We start from the raw sequence: 18199 nt of genomic DNA on the forward strand, positions 1-18199 counted from the left end.
AGGCTCAGGAGGCCCACCGGTCACACGCCTTGCGCACGGTTTCGCGCTGGCTGCGCGCCTCCGCGTCGACCTGGCGCAGCCAGTGCGCGTCGCCGTCGCGGCGCTCGGCCAGCGCGCGGATATTGGCCAGCGCCTCGAGCGAGCCGAGCACCTCGGCATGCGGCACCAACGCGTCGCAGATCGACAGGATGTGGTCCGCGATCGGCATGCGGGTCAGTTCGTTGGGGTGCACGTACTCGCCCTCCAGCCCGAAACGGCAGGCCTGGAAGCGGTTGAAGGTGTACACCAGGTAGTCGTCTTCCTGCGGCATGAACGGGCGCGACAGCAGCAGGTAGCGCGCCAGCATCTGGATATACGCGGCGATATCGCAGGCGCGCTGCACCGTCAGCGGCGTGTCCATCACGCGGACCTCGATGGTGCCGAACTCCGGCTTGGGACGGATATCCCAGTAGAAGTCCTTCATGCTTTCGATCACGCCGGTGTTGCGCATCTTCTCGAAGTACGCGGTGAAGGCATCCCAAGTCAGCAGAAACGGCGCGCGCCCGCTCATCGGAAAGGCCGCGACCGAATTCAGCCGCGCCGACGCAAAACCGGTATCGACCCCCTGCACATACGGCGAAGACGCCGCCAGCGCGACGAAGTGCGGCACATAGCGGCCGATGGCGTGCAGCAGGAACAGCGATTCGTCGGCGCTGGGGCAGCCGATATGCACGTGCTGGCCGAACACGGTGAACTGCTTGGCCAGGTAGCCGTACAGCTCGGAGATGTACTGGTAGCGCGGCGAATCGGAGATGGTGCGGTCGGACCATTGCTGGAACGGATGCGTGCCGCCGCCGGCAATGCCCAGGTTCAGCGAGTGCGACGCCGCCACCATCAGGTCGCGCATCACGGTCAGCTCCTGCAGCGCCTGCTGGTAGCTGTGGCAGATGCCGGTGCTGATTTCGATCATCGACGGACTGATCTCGGGCTTGATGTCGCCGGCATGCTCGGCACCCTTGAGCGCGCGCAGCAGGTCGGGCGCGAACGGCGCCAGGTCATAGTCGTGCCGGTTGACCAGCTGCAGCTCCAGCTCGACGCCGAAGGTCAGCGCCTCGGATTGCTTGAACGGTTCGAGCGACATCAGCGCCCTCCTCCATTGGCCCGGATATCGACGCGGACTTCGCCTGCGTAGCGCAGCGCCCAGGCCGCGATCACGGGACCGAAAAGTTGTTCGATGGCCAGCGCGCACAGGATGATGGCGGCGAGCGGCTGCCCGGTGCCCGGGTAGAGGCGCGCGACGTCATGCATCAGCAGGTAGGCCAGGCCAGACATCGGCGCGAGCGCCAGCCCCAGCGCCATGCACTGGCGCAGGCTCAGGCCGGAGAACGAGCCCAGCGACACCACCCCGGCCAGCTTGGCAACGTGGCGCAGCACCACCAGCGCGATGGCGTAGACGCCGCCCACGGCCCAGTCCTGCGCCGTCAGCGGCAGGCCCAGCGACACCACCATGACGATGATCAGCAGGCTGCCGGCGCTGCCGAAATGCGGCGGCCACACGTGCGGCTGGTTGTCCTGGTGCTTGAACACCACGCCTGCCAGCATCAGTGTCAGCGGCATCGACAATTTTAGTACCCGGGTCAGCGCCAGCGTGAACAGCACCAGGCCCACCAGCACCAGGAAGCTGTAGTGGTCGTCGGCCGACATGCGGTCGTAGATGGCATGGCCGAGCTTGCCCACCACCCAGGCCAGCAGGCACGAGCCCACCAGCAGGTACAGCGGGTGCAGCAGCGCGGCGCCGAGGTTGCCGTATTCCGAATGCAGCCACCCGGTGGCGACCTGCACGATGGCGGCGGCATAGATGCTGTTGAGCGCGGCCATGGCCAGCAGCCGCTCGGTGACCTGCCCGTCGGCGCGCAGTTCGTTCTTGAGCTGCAGCACGATGGTGGGCGAGGTGCTGACCGCGATGCCGCCGGCGAGGATGGCCACGCCGGGCGAGGCGCCGATCCACTGCAGCACCGCCGCCACCAGCCCCCAGGTCAGCAGGCTTTCGAAGGCACTGGTCAGCAGCAGCCAGCGGTTGGCGCGCAGCCAGGTCAGCGAAAGCCGGTGCCCGAGTTCGAACAAGGCCAGCGCCAGCGCCATATCGATCAGGATACGGGTCTGGTTGATCATGTTCTCGTCGACGATGCCGCGGCCCAGCATGCCGGCGCACAGCCCCGCCGCGGCGTAGCCGACGATGCGCGGGCAGCGCAGCCAGCGCCGGCTCAATTCGCCCGCCAGGCCGGCGCCGACCAGGGCCAGCCCGACCCAGAAGAGGCCGCCGGGCGCGAGCGGGAGGCTAGGAAAAAGTTGGCTCAGTCCATTCATGGCGACATGGTAATGTAAGCACTTCACAATCCATGTCAGTGATTGTCCGACACCGCACTAAACGCGCGGCTTATTTCGGTCATCTTCCTGTAAAAAACGCCATCTGCGGATGGCGTTCTTTACATACCTTACATCTTCAGCCGTTTCCAGGGCCGCGAGAGACGTTTCAGACGCCCCACACCTTCCATACCGGGCGTGTGGCTTTCAACGCCGACTCGACCTGCCCATACAGGGCGCGCGTGGCGCCCTGCGCGGCACCGCGAGCGCGCGCCTGGTCGAAGTAACCCAGCGCGGCTTCGCGTTGTCCCTGGCCGAGCGCCGACTGCACCGCGCGCAGGTACACCTCGGCGTCCCAGTCGTCACGCGCGGCGAAGGCCGCGACGAAGTCCGCCAGCGCCGCGTCGTGGCGGCGCGCGGCGTTGTGCACCAGGCCGCGCTGCACGCGTGGTCCGGCCTGGTCCTGCGGATCGCCCTCGGTCAGCGCCACCGCCTGCTCGAACAGCGGCAGCGCGCGCTCGGGCTCGCCCAGGTCGCGCCAGACCTGGCCGAAACGGTTGTACAGCCAGGCATCTTCCACCAGCAGCGCGCGCCGCTGCTGGGTCTCGATCTCGGCCAGCGCATCGGTGCGGTCGTGCTCGTCCATGCCGGCCATGCGCGCCTGCAGCAGCGCGGCATAGTAGGCGCGCGCATGCGCCATCGGGTGCGCGGCCTCGCTGCGGGCTTCCACCGGCAGCGCGTCCAGGCGCGCATCCATGTGCGCCATCGCGGCGCGCGCGGCCTCGGTCGGCTCGGCGCCGCCAAGCGCCTTCCAGGCAGCGATCATGCGGCTGAAGGCCCAGGTCACGTCGGCCGGGTTGCGCTCGAGCGGGTAGCGGTTAAGCACCTCCCCCGCCAGCTCGGCCACCTTCTGGTGCTGGCCGGCGTCGGCGTGGCAATCGAGCAGGTCGATCCAGTGCTCGATGAACTCGCTGGCGGCCATGCCCTGGCGGTGCAGCGCGATGCGCTCGTCGGCGTGCGCGGCGTCGGCCGGCAGGCTGCGCGCCAACAGCCGGCACAGCAGCGAATAGACATGGGGGTCGGCATTGCCCCCATGGCCGGCGGCATCGCCCTCGCCCGTGGCGAAATACCGGTCGAAGCGCGCCACGCCCGCGCGCCCGGCCTGCACCAGCAGCGGGCGCAGCGCGGCCTCGGCGGCCGGCACCTCGTCGATGAACTCGCCCAGCGCCATCGCAGCGCGGTAGTAGCCGGCGCCGTCGTCGGACTGGTCGGTCAGCGTGAAGCGCAGCCACGGCTCGCGCTCGGCAGGGGCGGCGCCGTCGCCGCGCTGCGCCAGCTGGTGGCGCCAGGCCAGCTCGCGTACCTGGCTCTGCGGGTCCGGGACCTGGCGCAGGTAGACGCCGAGGTCTTCCAGCGCGCCTTGCACGTCACCGACGCCATGGCGCAGCGGGGCCCGGAGCCGGCGCGCCTCGGGGTGGTCCGGGTGCTCGGCCAGCACGCGCGCGGCCTGGTCGGCAGCGACGGCATCGCCGGCCGCGGCATCGAGCTCCAGCAGGTGCGGGTTGTCCAGCGCGACCCGGCCCAGGCAGACCCGCATCAGCGGCTCCGCCGGCACGCCGGCGGCCTCGGTGCGGGCGATGTAGTCCGACACCAGCGGGGCGATATCGTCGGCACCCAGGTCGGGGTTGCGCACCATCAGGTCGTACCAGTAGCGCGCGGCGCCGGCGATGTCGCCCAGCCGCAGCGCCGCCAGGCCGGCGTGGAAATGCGCGGCCCATTCGCCCGTCAGCAGGCCGCTGCGCTGCGCGGCCTCATGCAGCCATGGGCGGGCCTCGGCATCGCGGCCCAGGCTCATCAGCATGGCGCCGTAGCGGTGCGCGATCACGCCGCGCGAGACCCAGCGGTGCGGCGGCTGCAGCGGCAGCGTGTCGAGCCGCGCCAGCGCCTCGTCCAGCACCGCCAGCGCGGCGCCGGCATCGCCGTTGTCAAAGTGCAGCCGCGCCCGCAGCGTGACGAAATCCACCACCTCGGGGCGCGCCAGCGACAACTGGTCGGCAATCTGCAGCGCTTCGGCGAAGCGCCCCTGGTTGGCTAGCCCGATGGCGTGGTCGTAGCTGGCTTCCTGCTCGGACACGTACTGCTCCTATGGATTGAAAAGTGCGAGTGCGGGATTATGCGCCAATGGCGGGGATCGGGATCTGGTCTGGCCAGCCGCAGGCATCCGGAAAAGAAAAACGCCGCCCGCAGGCAGCGTTCTTCCCATGCGCCAGGCGCGGCCGGCAGCTTACTTGCCGCCCACCGTCTCCAGCACCGTCCACTTGCCGCCCACGACCTTGTAGACCGTGATGCCGCCGTCCTTCAGGTCGCCGCGCGCGTCATACGCCAGGGTCTTGGTGGTCACGCCCTGCATGTTGGTGGCGGCCAGCACCGGCAGGTAGCGCGCCGGATCGGTCGAGCCGGCCTTGACCATGGCCGTCATCATCGCGGTGGCGCCGTCATAGGCGTACGGCGAGTAGGTCTGGACCTTCGAGCCGAAACGCTTCTCGTACTTCTTCTCGTACGCGGCGCCGCCGGGCATCTGGTCCAGCGGCAGGCCGGCCAGCGACACCACGGTACCTTCCGCGGCCGGGCCGGCGAGCTTCAGGAAGTTGTCGGTCTTGGACATTTCGCCCGACACCAGCGGGGCCTTGATGCCCAGTTCCTTGACCTGCTTGGCCATCGGCGCGGACTGGGTCTCGGCGCCGCCGTAAAAGATGATGTCCGGGTTGCTGCGCTTGATGTTGGTCAGCACCGCCTTGAAGTCGACCGCCTTGTCGTTGGTGAACTCGCGGCGCACGATCTTGCCCCCGGCGGCCTTGGCGGCCTTTTCGAACTCGTCGGCCAGGCCCTGGCCGTAGGCGGTGCGGTCATCGACGACGGCGATGTTCTTCGCGCCCAGCTTCTTCACCACGAAGGCGCCGATCACCGAACCCTGCTGGGTGTCGGAGGTCATCATGCGGAAGGTGGTCTTGAAGCCCTGCTTGGTGTATTCCGGCGCGGTCGCCATGGCGATCTGCGGAATGCCGGCGCGGTTGTAGACCATCGATGCCGGGATGGTGGTGCCCGAGTTGAAGTGGCCCAGCATGCCCTGAATGCCGTTGTCGACCAGCTTCTGCGCGACCACCGAACCGGTCTTGGGATCGGCCTGGTCGTCTTCGGAAACCAGCACGAACTTGACTTCCTTGCCGCCGATCTTGGGCTTGGTGGCGTTCATGTCCTCGATCGCGAGGACGATGCCGTTCTGCATGTCCTTGCCGTACTGGGCCTGGCCGCCGGTCATCGGGCCGGCATAGCCCAGCTTGATTTCCTGCGCCTGCGCGAACGCGGCGGAGGCGGCGGTCAGGCCGGCCAGGGTCAGGGCAACGGTCATTGCCGTCTTGTGGAAGGTCGAGCTCATCAGATCTCCTTGGGTCCCAAATGGTGCCGATGTGGTGCCGTTGCCGGCAGTTGTATTGCGGCGCGGCCTGGCAGTGCCGCGCCGTGCTTTCTCTGCGCGGCGCGGCGGGATCGCCGCCATCGCCGCGCGCTTCGACATGACGCCGTCCGAGGGTTGCCTCAGCCGATCGTCATCAAACTGGCATTGCCGCCCGCGGCCGCGGTGTTGACCGAGAGCGAGCGCTCGATCAGCAGGCGGTCGAGCGCAATGTTCGGATCACCCTGCGCCAGGCCCTGCACGCCGATGATCGGACCGGGACGCGCCGCGACCTGCTCGCACACCGTGCGCAGCTGGTCCGAATCGCCGTGGTGCAGCACCGCATCGATTGCCGTGTCCGCCGCGGTCCAGTCGGCCACCATGCGGACGCGCGATTGTACGCCCTTAGGCAGGCGCGCAAACAGCCCCCGGCCGACAGGGTTGTCCAGCCATACGGCCTCGGCGCCGACGGTCAGCACGGCGCCCAGTTGCAGGGCCAGGTCGGCCTCCTGCGCGGCCAGGCACAGCACCCGCTCGCGCGCCAGCAGGGTGTAGGTGTTGCGCTCGCCGGTGGGGCCCGCCAGCGTCACCGCCAGGCCCGAGGCCGAGGCCTCGGCGAAGCGCTCGCAGGCGGCCGCCACCTCGGGCAGCTCGCGGCGCGCCCACTCGCGGAAGGCCTCGGTGGCGCGCACGGCATCGTCGTCCGGCCCCACCGTCTGGGCGCCGCCGGCGCCGGCATTGACGTCGGCCGCGCGCACGCTGCGCGCCACCGCGTCCTGCGGACAGACCGACAGCAGCCGGTGCAGGTAGAGCGGGCCGCCCGCCTTGGGGCCGGTACCCGACAGCGCCTCGCCGCCGAATGGCTGCACCCCCACCACCGCGCCGACGATATTGCGGTTCACATACAGGTTGCCCACCTGGGCCCGGCTGACGATGAACGAGATGGTCTCGTCGATGCGGGTATGGATGCCCAGCGTCAGGCCATAGCCGGTGCCGTTGATCTGGCTGACCATGTGGTCCAGCGCCGCGCGCGGGAAACGCACCACGTGCAGCACCGGGCCGAAGACCTCGCGCTTGAGCTCCTCGATGCTGTCCAGCTCGATCAGCGTCGGCGGCACGAAGGTGCCATGGCGGCAGCTGGCGCCCTGCGCCGCGTTGGGATCGGCCTGGTGGACGCGGCGGCCCTTGGCGCGCATCGCATCGATATGGCGCACGATGCCGGCGCGCGCTTCTTCGTCGATCACCGGGCCGACGTCGGTCGACAGCCGATCCGGGTTGCCCATGTTCAGTTCCTGCATCGCGCCCTTGAGCATATCCAGCACGCGGTCGGCCACGTCCTCCTGCAGGCACAGCACGCGCAGCGCCGAGCAGCGCTGGCCGGCCGAGTCGAAGGCGGAGTTGACCACGTCGCCGACCACCTGCTCGGCCAGCGCCGACGAGTCGACGATCATCGCGTTCTGGCCGCCGGTTTCCGCGATCAGCGGAATCGGGCGGCCGGCGGCGTCCAGGCGCCCGGCGACGTTGCGCTGCAGGATGCGCGCGACCTCGGTCGAGCCGGTGAACATCACGCCCTTGACGCGGGCATCGCCCACCAGCGCGGCACCCACGGTCTCGCCGCGGCCCGGCAGCAGCTGCACCGCGCCGGCCGGCACGCCGGCCTCGCGCAGCAACTTCACCGCGGCGGCGGCGATCAGCGGAGTCTGCTCGGCGGGCTTGGCCAGCACCGGGTTGCCCGCCGCCAGCGCGGCCGCCACCTGGCCGGTAAAGATCGCCAGCGGGAAGTTCCACGGGCTGATGCAGACCACCGGGCCCAGCGGGCGATGGGTCTCGTTGTCGAAGCCGCGGCGCACCTCGGCGGCGTAGTAGCGCAGGAAGTCCACCGCCTCGCGCACTTCGGCGATGGCATTGGAGAAGGTCTTGCCGGCTTCGCGCATGATGATGCCCATCAGCGACTGCATCTGGGCTTCCATCAGGTCGGCGGCGCGTTCCAGCGCGGCCGCGCGCACGTCCGGCGGCGTCGCCTGCCAGATCGGCGCGGCATTGACCGCGGCCTGCAGCGCGGCGTCGACTTCGGCCTGGCCGGCTTCGGTGACCTGGCCGACCACGTCGCGGTGATCGGCGGGGTTCAGCACGGGCGTGGTGACGGCACCGGCCGAGCGCGGCACGTCGGCGCCCAGCATCGGCTCGGCAACGTGGCGCTCGCTGGTGCCCGCCAGCAAGGCCGACGACAGCGACGCCAGCCGGTGTTCGTTGGCCAGGTCGATGCCGGCCGAGTTGGGACGGCTCTTGCCGTACAGCGTGCGCGGCGACGGAATGCGCGGATGCGGCAGGCCGAGCACGCCTTCGTCGCGATGCATGGCCTCGACCACGGCCACCGGATCGGCAACCAGCTCGTCGAGCGAGATGGTGTCGTCGGCGATGCGGTTGACGAAGGAAGTGTTGGCGCCGTTCTCCAGCAGCCGGCGCACCAGGTAGGCCAGCAGCGTTTCATGCGTGCCGACCGGCGCGTAGATGCGGCAGGGCCGGTTGAACTTGCCGTCGGCGGTGGGGCCCACCACCTGGTCGTACAGCGGCTCGCCCATGCCGTGCAGGCACTGGAACTCATACTGGCCCGGGTAGTAGCTGTGGCCGGCGATCTGGTAGATGGCCGACAGCGTGTGCGCGTTGTGCGTGGCGAACTGCGGGTAGATCGCGTCCGGCACCGACAGCAGCTTGCGCGCGCAGGCGATGTACGACACATCGGTGTAGACCTTGCGCGTATAGACCGGATAGCCTTCCAGCCCTTCCACCTGGGCGCGCTTGATCTCGCTGTCCCAGTAGGCGCCCTTTACCAGGCGGATCATCAGGCGGTGGCGGCTGCGGCGGGCCAGGTCGATCAGGTAGTCGATCACGAACGGGCAGCGCTTCTGGTAGCCCTGCACCACGAAGCCGATGCCGTTCCAGCCGGCCAGCTCGGGCTCGAAGCACAGGCGCTCGAGCAGGTCCAGCGAGATCTCGAGGCGGTCGGCTTCTTCTGCGTCGATATTGATGCCGATGTCGTACTGGCGCGCCAGCAGCGTCAGCGACTTCAGGCGCTCGTACAGTTCGCCCACCACGCGCTCGTGCTGCGCGCGGCTGTAGCGCGGGTGCAGCGCCGACAGCTTGATCGAGATGCCCGGGCCCTCATAGATGCCGCGGCCGCGCGAGGCCTGGCCGATGGCGTGGATGGCCTGCTCGTACGACGCCAGGTAGCGCGCGGCATCGGCCTCGGTCATGGCGGCCTCGCCCAGCATGTCGTAGGAGTAGCGGAAACCCTCGGCCTCGTAGCGGCGCGCGTTGGCCAGCGCCTCGGAAATGGTCTCGCCGGTGACGAACTGCTCGCCCATCAGGCGCATCGCCATGTCCACGCCCTTGCGGATCAGCGGCTCGCCGCCCTTGCCGATGATGCGCGTGAGCGCGCGGGTCAGGCCCGATTCGGTATGGGTGGCGACCAGCTTGCCGGTCAGCAGCAGGCCCCAGGTGGCGGCGTTGACGAACAGCGACGGGCTCTGGCCCAGGTGTGACTGCCAGTTGGCGCCGCTGATCTTGTCGCGGATCAGCGCGTCCCGCGTGGCCTTGTCGGGAATGCGCAGCAGCGCCTCGGCCAGGCACATCAGCGCCACGCCTTCCTGCGACGACAGCGAGAATTCCTGGATCAGCCCCTGCACCAGGCCCTCGCGCCCAGTGCCGACCTTCTGCTCGCGCAAGCGCGTCGCCAGTGCCTTGGCCATCTTGATCGCGGCCTCGGCCTGCTGTTGCGGCAGGCGCGCCTGCTCCAGCAGCACCGGCACGCAATCGGTTTCAGGGCGGCGATAGGCCGAGGTGATGGCGGCGCGCAGCACCGACTGCGGCTGGATGCTTTGCGCGAATTCCAGGAAGGGCTGCGGCACGCCGTCGCCATGCAGCGCATCCGCGCCGTCGCTGGCCTCGCCCTCGGCACCGGCCGCGCCGGATTCGTACGGCAGGTGGCCGCGCTCGATCTGCTCGAGATAGCAGAAGATGGCCTGCTTGATCAGCCAGTGCGGGGTGCGGTCGATGGATTGGGCAACGCGCTTGAGGCGGTCGCGCGAGGCGTCATCGAGCTTGACGCCGAGGGTGGTGGTGGCCATTGCGGGCAATTCTCCGAAAGACTGGAGCCGCCGCCGGTGCTACCTCGTCCGTGCCGACAGGCAGGGGCGCGCGACCGGCCGCAGCCTGTGAGCTGGCGCGATCTTACTCCCGAAAATCACCAAGGTGCAACCTAGTGCAACCCTATCGAAAACCCTAATCCAACGGTTGCACCACCCTCCACATCGCCGGCCCGCTAGATCCGCAACGGATCGATTTCCAGCTGCCAGCGCACCCCCTTCGCCTCCGTGCCGACCGCTGCGAAAGTCTGTACCCACTCGGCCACAAACCGTTGCAGTACCGGGCGCGCGGTGGCTTCGACCAGCATCTGCGCACGCTCGCGGTTGAACACCCGCACCATCGACATCGGCACCGGGTCATGCAGTTGCACCTCCGGCGCCAGGGTGCACTGTTCGGCATGCCGGCGTGCGGCCTCCAGGAACTGCAGCGCCCGCTCCAGCTGCCCGTGTTCCGCCGTGACCAGCACCTGGAAGCAGAACGGGGGCAACCCGGCCTGGCGCCGCTCGCGCAACTGGCTGGCCGCGAATCCATCATAGTCATGGCGCGTCAGGGCCTGCAATGCCGGGGTATCGGGATAGCGGGTCTGGATCAACACCTCGCCCGGCAGCCCGGCCCGCCCTGCCCGCCCCGCTACCTGCATCAGCGACGCAAACAGGTGCTCGGCGGCGCGGAAGTCATGGCTGAACATGGCCGCGTCCGGATGCACGATGCCCACCAGGGTCACGCGCTGGAAGTCATGCCCCTTGGCCACCATCTGCGTGCCCACCAGGATGTCGACCTCGCCCGCGTGGACCTCGTCGAACATGGCCTGCGCGCTGCCCTTGCGACGCGTGGAATCGGCATCGATGCGGGCGATGCGAGCCTGGGGAAAGCGCGCCGCCAGCGCTTCTTCGATGCGCTGGGTGCCGCGCCCGAGCGGCGCGATATCGACATTGCCGCAGTCCGGGCAGTGGTGCGGCACCGGCGCCTCGAGGCCGCAGTGGTGGCAGCGCAGGCGCCGTTCGGGGCGGTGCAGCACCAGGTAGGCCGAGCAGCGCGGGCAGCCCGACAGCCAGCCGCAGCTGTCGCAGGCGATCACCGGCGCATAGCCGCGCCGGTTCAGGAACAGCAGGCTCTGCTCGCCGCGCGCCAGGCGTGCGTCGATGGCCTCCAGCAACGGTACCGACAGGCCCTCGAACAGGGCGCGCTGGCGCTGGCGCTCATGGTTCAGGTCGACCAGCCGCACCGTCGGCAGCGCCGCATCGGCCTGGGCGCGCTCGCGCAGCACCAGCTTGCGGTAGGTGCCCTGCCCCGCCCGCCACCAGGTTTCCATCGACGGCGTGGCCGAACCCAGCACCACCGCGATGCCGCGCTGCTTGGCGCGCCACACGGCCAGGTCGCGCGCGGAGTAGCGCAGCCCCTCCTGCTGCTTGTAGGAGGTGTCGTGCTCCTCGTCGACCACGATCAGCGCCAGCGCCGGCAGCGACGCCATCACCGCCATGCGCGTGCCCAGCACGATGCGGGCCTCGCCGCGGTGCGCCGCCAGCCACTGCAGGCTGCGCTCCTGGTCGGCCAGGCCGCTGTGCAGCACCGCCAGCGGCAACTGCGGGAAGCGCGCGGCAATGCGGCCCTGCAACTGCGGTGTCAGGTTGATTTCCGGCACCAGCATCAGCACCTGGGCCTGCGGATCGCGCGCCAGCACCGCCTGCATCGCATGCAGGTAGACCTCGGTCTTGCCGCTGCCGGTCACGCCGTGCAGCAGGAACGGCGCAAAGCCCTCGGCTTCGGCAATGGCCTGCACCGCGGCGCGCTGCTCGTCATGCAGCGGCGGTGCGGCCGAGGGCGGCTGCGAGGGATCGGTCGGCAACAGGGTGCGCGCAGTGCGCCGGGCCTCGATCCAGCCGGCGGCCTGCCATTCGGCCAGGCGCGACGGTGCCGCGGCACACAGGACGCGCGCCTGCGCCAGGGACAGCGGCGCGCCCGTGGCGGCGCGCTCGGCCAGCGCCTGGGCCAGGGCGCGCACGCTGCGGGCGCGAGGCGGCACGGCCGCCAGCAAGGCCTCCGCCTGGCCCGGCAGCATGCGGTATTCATCGGTGCGGGCACGCTGCGCCAGGTTGGGCCAGCTTTCGGCCTCGCGCAGGGCGGGCGGCAAGGCCGGCAACATCACTTCGCCGAGGCGGCGCTGGTAGTAGCGCGCGGCAAAGCCTGCCAGCCCGATCCAGTCGGGCTGCAGCGGCGGCAGCCAGTCCAGCCGTTGCGCCACGGGGCGCAACTTGTCCACAGGCACTTCCGAGTCTTGCGCGAATTCGACCGCGACGCCGACCATGCTGCGGCGGCCAAAGGGGACCACCACCAGGTCTCCCGGCGCGATGCCGGCGATGGCGAGGTAGTCGAAGCAGTCGTCGGCGGGCGTGTCGAGGGCAACCCGGATCACCGGCGCCGCCGCTAACGTCGCCCCCGCTGCGGCTGGCGCCGCGGACTCGGGAGGAAGCGTGCCGCTATCGGGCAGCATGCACAACTTGAAGGTGCATCGCCGTGGGGCAGGTAGCGGTCCCCTGCGGGTCTGCCAGGCGATGGCGGAAGGTTGGTGTGCGGCGCAGCATCAACTTAAAGTAAAACTTCAAATGTGGCCCTAAGTCGATGATAGATGACTGGTTTTCCACTAATTCCACCGCCCCTGTGGATAACTTTGTTGAAAAGTCGCTTTGCCTGGCCCGGAAGCCCCGAAAAACAAGGGATCCACTGGCATCGACCCCTCCTTTGCAAATCTTCCAAAGCCTTAAAAATCAAGGGCTTGCAAACATCCCCCAGATAGGTTAGGGAGTAACCCTGTCCCGCACTGCGGCAAACCTATCGGTGTGCATAAGTCAAGTACCGCCAGTCAACTCAGTGCACCTTTTTGGCGGGCCCTGGCGAAAAAGTTAACTTGACACGGTACGGCCGCGCGGCTCGCGCAGCACTGGGTACGGCTGCGGCCGGAACGCTGCAGCGCGGGGCGACACCGAACCGCGCTGCCGGCTTGCATACCGCGGCCGTCACTTCCCTGCTGCGCGCAGCTGGCGGCTGTGCCGGTGCACCTCGTCGACCAGCACGGAGACGCTCTCCGGCGGCGTGAACTGCGAAATCCCGTGGCCGAGGTTGAAGACATGGCCGTCGCTGCCGCCGCCGGCGGCATAGCTGTCCAGCACGCCGCGCACCTGCTCGCGGATCGCGGCCTCGGGCGCAAACAGGACGGTCGGATCGATATTGCCCTGCAGTGCCACGCGGCCGCCGGTGCGCCGGCGCGCCTCGGCCAGGTTGACGGTCCAGTCCAGCCCGATGGCATCGGCGCCGGTGTCGGCCAGCGCTTCGAGCCACAGGCCGCCACCCTTGGTGAAGACGATTGCCGGCACTTGCTGTCCGGCGTGTTCGCGCTTCAGGCCGGCCAGCACGCGGCGCATGTACGCCAGCGAGAACGCCTGGTACATGCCGTCGGCGAGCGCCCCGCCCCAGGTGTCGAAAATCATCACGGCCTGCGCGCCCGCCTCGATCTGCGCGTTCAGGTACGCCGTGACCGCCTGCGCATTGATGTCGAGGATGCGGTGCATCAGGTCGGGGCGGCCGTACATCATCGCCTTGACCGTGCGGAAGTCGTCCGAGCCGCCGCCCTCGACCATATAGCAGGCCAGCGTCCACGGGCTGCCCGAGAAGCCGATCAGCGGCACGCGCTGGCGGCCGTCCTGAACCAGCGCGCGGCGGATTTCGCGCACGGCGTCGAACACGTACTGCAGCGATGCCATGTCGGGCACGGCCAGCTTCTGCACGTCGGCCTCGGTGCGCAGCGGATGCGCGAAGCGCGGGCCCTCGCCCTGCGCGAACGACAGGCCCAGGCCCATCGCATCCGGCACCGTCAGGATGTCCGAAAAGAGGATGGCCGCGTCGAGCGGATAGCGGTCCAGCGGCTGCAGTGTCACTTCGGTGGCATAGGCCGGGTTCTTGGCCAGCCCGAGGAAGCTGCCGGCGCGCGCGCGCGTGGCGTTGTACTCGGGCAGGTAGCGGCCTGCCTGGCGCATCAGCCACAGCGGCGTGTATTCGGTCGGCTGGCGGCGCAGCGCGCGCAGGAAGGTATCGTTCTGCAGTGCGGTCATGGTCATCCTCGTAAGACCGCCATTCTAAGGGATGGCCGCACGCGGATGCCGCTCAGACGTCGTCGATCATCCCAGCGAACGCCGACGCGGCGCGGCGCATCCATTCCCGGGCGCGGTCCGCCTCGGGCTGCAGCCGTGCAAAGCCGTGGGTCATGCCGCTGGCCTCGATGGTGATGACCGGGGCATCGTGGCGCACCAGGAAGTCGGCATAGGCCAGGCCGTCGTCGCGCAGCACATCGTGCGCCGCCACCATCAGCACGGTGGCCGGCGGCCGCACCGGCGGCGCGGCCATCAGGTGCACGCGCGGATCGCCATGGGCAGCGCCCTGCGCCAGCGCCTCGGCGCCGATGAACTGGGTCCAGAACCACGCCATCTCGTCTCGCGTCAGGCCGGGGCCATCGGCAAAGGCGCGATAGCTTTCGGTGCTGAGTACCGGCGCCGCGACCGGATAGATCAGCAACTGGGCGTCGACCCGGGCCGCGTCGCCCGCATTGAGCCGCTGCGCGGCCTGCGCCGCGAGGTGGCCGCCGGCACTGTCGCCGGCCACCGCCAGGAAATCGGGCGCCAGCCCCAGTGCCTGGCGCTGGCCGGCAAGCCACAGGACGGCTTCGGCGGCATCGTCGCAAGGCGCCGGAAAGGCGTGCTCGGGGGCCAGCCGGTAATCGACGCTGGCCACGGCACACCCGGTATCGGCCGCAAGCAAGGCGGCGACGGTGTGGTGCGTCTGCGTCGAACCAATCACCCAGCCGCCGCCGTGGAAGTACACCAGCAGCCGCGGCGTGGCCACGCCGCCCGGACGGTACAGCCGTGCGCCCAGCGTACGGTCGGCCAGCGCCACTTCGAGCTGCTGCACCACAACGCCCTGCGGATCCGGCCGCAGCGAGGCGGCGGCAATCTCGGCGAAGCGGGCGCGCTGCGCCGGGACGTCGGCTGGCACCGGCTCCGTGCCATAGCGTTCGGCCAGGCGGCGGTAATAGGCGAGCAGTTGCGGATCGATGGCCATGGTCGGCGGCGGAAGTGGAAATCGGGAAAGAAGAGGAAAACGGCGGGGATCAGTCCCCGCCAAGCTGGCGCGTCAGCTCGATCTTGCTGCAACAGTCCTGCACCGCCAGCAGCCCGGCATCGGTGGCGCGACGCACCGCCTGGTCGTTGACGATGCCAAGCTGCAGCCAGACCCCGCGCGCACCGGCACCGATGGCCTCGTCGACCACACCCGGCGTGTCCTCGGCGCGGCGAAAGATATCGACCCATTCGATCGGGGCGCCGGTCGCCGCGGCGGCATCGGCGGCCTCGCGCAGGGTGGCGTGGCAGGTCTCTCCCAGGATGCGTTCGCCGGCGTGGCGCGGATTGACCGGCACGATCCGGAAGCCATGGCCTTGCAGGAACTCGGCGACCTCATGGCTGGGCCGCTCCGGACGGTCGGACAGGCCGACCACGGCTACGGTCTTCATCGCCAGCATGGCTTGTATGGCTTGCTGCATCTCAGGCGGCATTGCGTCTCCGGACTGTTGACGTGTGTGACGAGGTGACCGTGGAGCTGCACAAAAGGGGGAGGCAACTCCGCCGGCCAGATGAATCGTAACCGCAATTGTCACGCAGGATTTGGTGCGCAAACGAACACTGAAATTGCGGATATAAAGATAATCCCGCAACACGTGGCGACGCAAAACGTGACGGCAAGGCGCGAAAATATGCCGATCACGCCGGATTTTGGGCGCTCCGGCTTTCAACTTCTTTCAAACCGATACATTTTGTTACTGCCATGCCCGGGAGTTTCCCCCACAATGCATTGACACACCCGCGGTGCGGGCGTGGCGCCCCGGTGAAAATGGCAGCGCAGACTAAAGGGGCGTGCTGAAGAAAGCCTTTTTGTAGCGTTTCCGGCAGTAACCCGATTTTCCGATCCAGCGTAAAGCTTGCTGGACCGGAGCACCAGGAAGACCGTTGCAGCGCGTGGCCTTTGCGGCCTGTGAGCGGATATTTTGATATCCGTTGCGCCTTGCTTGTCGGCCTGGACCGAACCCGTTCCTTCGAATTGACCCCTCGAAGGGATTTTCCCGTCCGCGCGGAGCCTCCCCGGCCCGCGCGCTTTTTTTTGTCCAGGCGCGGCAAAAGCATATCGCTGTGCTTACAAAAAAGGCAGCCTCGCGGCTGCCTTTTTTAAATGTCGCATCGAAAAAACAACAATGCGACAGTCCTGCCCGATGCTTACTTCTTCCGACGCAGACGGGCAATCGCTGCCAGTTGCGCGGCGGCCACGGCCAGTTCGCTCTGGGCGCGGGCCAGGTCGAGGTCGCTGCTCTGGTTCTGCATCAGCTCCTCGGCGGCGCGCTTGGCTTCCTGGGCCTTGGCTTCGTCCAGGTCGCCACCGCGGATCGCAGTGTCGGCCAGCACGGTGACGTGCTTGGGCTGCACTTCGAGAATGCCGCCGGCAACGAACACGAACTCTTCGCTGCCGTCTTCCTTCTCGATGCGCACCGCACCCGGCTGGATGCGCGTGATCAGCGGCGTGTGGCCGGGCAGGATGCCCAGCTCACCCGACTCGCCCGGCAGCGCCACGAACTTCGCCTGGCCGGAGAAGATCGACGCTTCCGCGCTGACGACGTCTACAAGAATGGTTGCCATATCTGATCCTTTCTCCAATCGCTTCGCTCAAACGGCAGGCCCGGACCGAACCGGGCCTGCCTTCGCTCCCGCTCGCGCGGGAACGACAAGCAAGGCTTACTGGAGCTTCTTGGCCTTCTCGAAGGCTTCGTCGATCGAGCCGACCATGTAGAACGCCTGCTCGGGCAGGTGATCGCACTCGCCGTCGACCAGCATCTTGAAGCCGCGGATGGTTTCCTTCAGCGGCACGTACTTGCCCGGCGATCCCGTGAACACTTCGGCCACGTGGAACGGCTGCGACAGGAAACGCTGGATCTTACGGGCGCGGTTCACTGCCAGCTTGTCTTCCGGCGACAGTTCGTCCATGCCCAGAATCGCGATGATGTCGCGCAGTTCCTTGTAGCGCTGCAGGGTCTGCTGCACGCGACGGGCGACTTCGTAGTGCTCGGTGCCGACGACCTGCGGGTCCAGCTGGCGCGAGGTCGAGTCCAGCGGATCCACTGCGGGGTAGATACCCAGTGCCGCGATGTCACGCGACAGCACCACGGTCGAGTCCAGGTGCAGGAAGGTGGTGGCAGGCGACGGGTCGGTCAAGTCATCCGCGGGCACGTACACGGCCTGGATCGACGTGATCGAGCCGGTCTTGGTCGAGGTGATGCGCTCTTGCAGCTTGCCCATTTCCTCGGCCAGCGTCGGCTGGTAACCCACTGCGGAAGGCATACGGCCCAGCAGTGCCGACACTTCGGTACCGGCCAGCGTGTAGCGGTAGATGTTGTCGACGAAGAACAGGATGTCGCGGCCTTCGTCGCGGAAACGCTCGGCCATGGTCAGGCCGGTCAGCGCCACGCGCAGACGGTTGCCCGGCGGCTCGTTCATCTGGCCGAACACCATGGCCACCTTGTCGAGCACGTTCGAGTCCTTCATTTCGTGGTAGAAGTCGTTCCCTTCACGGGTACGCTCGCCCACGCCGGCGAACACCGACAGACCGCTGTGCTGCTTGGCGATGTTGTTGATGAGCTCCATCATGTTGACGGTCTTGCCCACGCCAGCACCACCGAACAGGCCAACCTTGCCGCCCTTTGCGAACGGGCAGACCAGGTCGATCACCTTGATGCCGGTTTCGAGCAGGTCAACGGAAGGCGACAGTTCGTCGAACTTCGGTGCCTTCTGGTGAATGGCGCGCAGTTCGTCCGAAGCGATCGGGCCGGCTTCGTCGATCGGGCGACCCAGCACGTCCATGATGCGGCCCAGGGTACCGTGGCCAACCGGCACCGAAATCGGGGCGCCGGTGCTCTTCACTGCCATGCCGCGGCGCAGGCCGTCCGACGAGCCCAGGGCGATGGTACGCACCACGCCGTCGCCCAGCTGTTGCTGGACTTCGAAGGTCAGGCCCTTCTCGGCGAACGAGGCATCGCTGCTGTCTTCCAGCACGAGCGCGTCGTACACCTTCGGCATTGCGTCGCGGGGGAACTCGATGTCCACCACGGCGCCAATACACTGCACAATATTTCCGATACTCATTTCGTATCTCCGATAGCTTGAATTCGTG

At 68.3% G+C, this 18199-nt stretch carries 11 protein-coding genes; all 11 read right to left on the reverse strand.

Annotated features, from left to right (window positions below):
• Positions 1 to 4 precede the first annotated feature (4 nt).
• Positions 5 to 1120, reverse strand: a complete 1116-nt coding sequence (locus GA0116996_RS24450) for a YbdK family carboxylate-amine ligase (RefSeq protein WP_092316749.1) — start codon at positions 1118 to 1120, stop codon at positions 5 to 7.
• Positions 1120 to 2346, reverse strand: a complete 1227-nt coding sequence (locus GA0116996_RS24455; RefSeq protein ID WP_092316751.1) for a cation:proton antiporter — start codon at positions 2344 to 2346, stop codon at positions 1120 to 1122. The genes GA0116996_RS24450 and GA0116996_RS24455 overlap by 1 nt, the downstream gene beginning before the upstream one ends.
• 166 nt (positions 2347 to 2512) lie before the next feature.
• Positions 2513 to 4477: a tetratricopeptide repeat protein gene (locus GA0116996_RS24460; RefSeq protein ID WP_092316753.1), complete on the reverse strand. Its 1965-nt coding sequence runs from the start codon at positions 4475 to 4477 to the stop codon at positions 2513 to 2515.
• 150 nt (positions 4478 to 4627) lie between these two features.
• Positions 4628 to 5779 (reverse strand): branched-chain amino acid ABC transporter substrate-binding protein, encoded by a 1152-nt coding sequence (locus GA0116996_RS24465; protein ID WP_092316755.1) that lies wholly within the window; start codon positions 5777 to 5779, stop codon positions 4628 to 4630.
• Positions 5780 to 5937: 158 nt separating this feature from the next.
• Positions 5938 to 9921, reverse strand: a complete 3984-nt coding sequence (gene putA, locus GA0116996_RS24470; RefSeq protein ID WP_092316757.1) for a trifunctional transcriptional regulator/proline dehydrogenase/L-glutamate gamma-semialdehyde dehydrogenase — start codon at positions 9919 to 9921, stop codon at positions 5938 to 5940.
• 194 nt (positions 9922 to 10115) lie between these two features.
• Complete coding sequence (locus tag GA0116996_RS24475) at positions 10116 to 12431, reverse strand: primosomal protein N' (RefSeq protein ID WP_244159974.1); 2316 nt, start codon at positions 12429 to 12431, stop codon at positions 10116 to 10118.
• Between the two features lie 523 nt (positions 12432 to 12954).
• Entirely contained in the window at positions 12955 to 14046 is a 1092-nt protein-coding gene (gene hemE / locus GA0116996_RS24480; RefSeq protein ID WP_092316802.1) for a uroporphyrinogen decarboxylase, read from the reverse strand.
• Positions 14047 to 14098: 52 nt separating this feature from the next.
• Positions 14099 to 15049, reverse strand: a complete 951-nt coding sequence (locus GA0116996_RS24485) for an alpha/beta hydrolase (RefSeq protein WP_092316761.1) — start codon at positions 15047 to 15049, stop codon at positions 14099 to 14101.
• A gap of 49 nt (positions 15050 to 15098) precedes the next feature.
• A complete protein-coding gene (locus GA0116996_RS24490; protein ID WP_092316763.1) occupies positions 15099 to 15539 on the reverse strand; it encodes a CoA-binding protein in 441 nt (146 codons plus the stop codon).
• A gap of 715 nt (positions 15540 to 16254) precedes the next feature.
• Entirely contained in the window at positions 16255 to 16671 is a 417-nt protein-coding gene (locus tag GA0116996_RS24495) for a F0F1 ATP synthase subunit epsilon (RefSeq protein WP_010811262.1), read from the reverse strand.
• Between the two features lie 96 nt (positions 16672 to 16767).
• A complete protein-coding gene (gene atpD, locus GA0116996_RS24500; RefSeq protein ID WP_092316765.1) occupies positions 16768 to 18171 on the reverse strand; it encodes a F0F1 ATP synthase subunit beta in 1404 nt (467 codons plus the stop codon).
• Positions 18172 to 18199 lie beyond the last annotated feature (28 nt).

Source organism: Cupriavidus alkaliphilus, assembly GCF_900094595.1.
In the GTDB taxonomy this organism is placed as follows: Bacteria; Pseudomonadota; Gammaproteobacteria; order Burkholderiales; family Burkholderiaceae; genus Cupriavidus; species Cupriavidus alkaliphilus.

Bases quoted from the DNA above. Each gene is read 5' to 3' on its own strand.
- GA0116996_RS24450 (WP_092316749.1), bottom strand. From the start codon at position 1,120: ATGTCGCTCGAACCGTTCAAGCAATCCGAGGCGCTGACCTTCGGCGTC.
- GA0116996_RS24455 (WP_092316751.1), bottom strand. From the start codon at position 2,346: ATGAATGGACTGAGCCAACTTTTTCCTAGCCTCCCGCTCGCGCCCGGC.
- GA0116996_RS24465 (WP_092316755.1), bottom strand. From the start codon at position 5,779: ATGAGCTCGACCTTCCACAAGACGGCAATGACCGTTGCCCTGACCCTG.
- putA (WP_092316757.1), bottom strand. From the start codon at position 9,921: ATGGCCACCACCACCCTCGGCGTCAAGCTCGATGACGCCTCGCGCGAC.
- GA0116996_RS24475 (WP_244159974.1), bottom strand. From the start codon at position 12,431: ATGCTGCCCGATAGCGGCACGCTTCCTCCCGAGTCCGCGGCGCCAGCC.
- hemE (WP_092316802.1), bottom strand. From the start codon at position 14,046: ATGACCGCACTGCAGAACGATACCTTCCTGCGCGCGCTGCGCCGCCAG.
- GA0116996_RS24485 (WP_092316761.1), bottom strand. From the start codon at position 15,049: ATGGCCATCGATCCGCAACTGCTCGCCTATTACCGCCGCCTGGCCGAA.
- GA0116996_RS24490 (WP_092316763.1), bottom strand. From the start codon at position 15,539: ATGCCGCCTGAGATGCAGCAAGCCATACAAGCCATGCTGGCGATGAAG.
- GA0116996_RS24495 (WP_010811262.1), bottom strand. From the start codon at position 16,671: ATGGCAACCATTCTTGTAGACGTCGTCAGCGCGGAAGCGTCGATCTTC.
- atpD (WP_092316765.1), bottom strand. From the start codon at position 18,171: ATGAGTATCGGAAATATTGTGCAGTGTATTGGCGCCGTGGTGGACATC.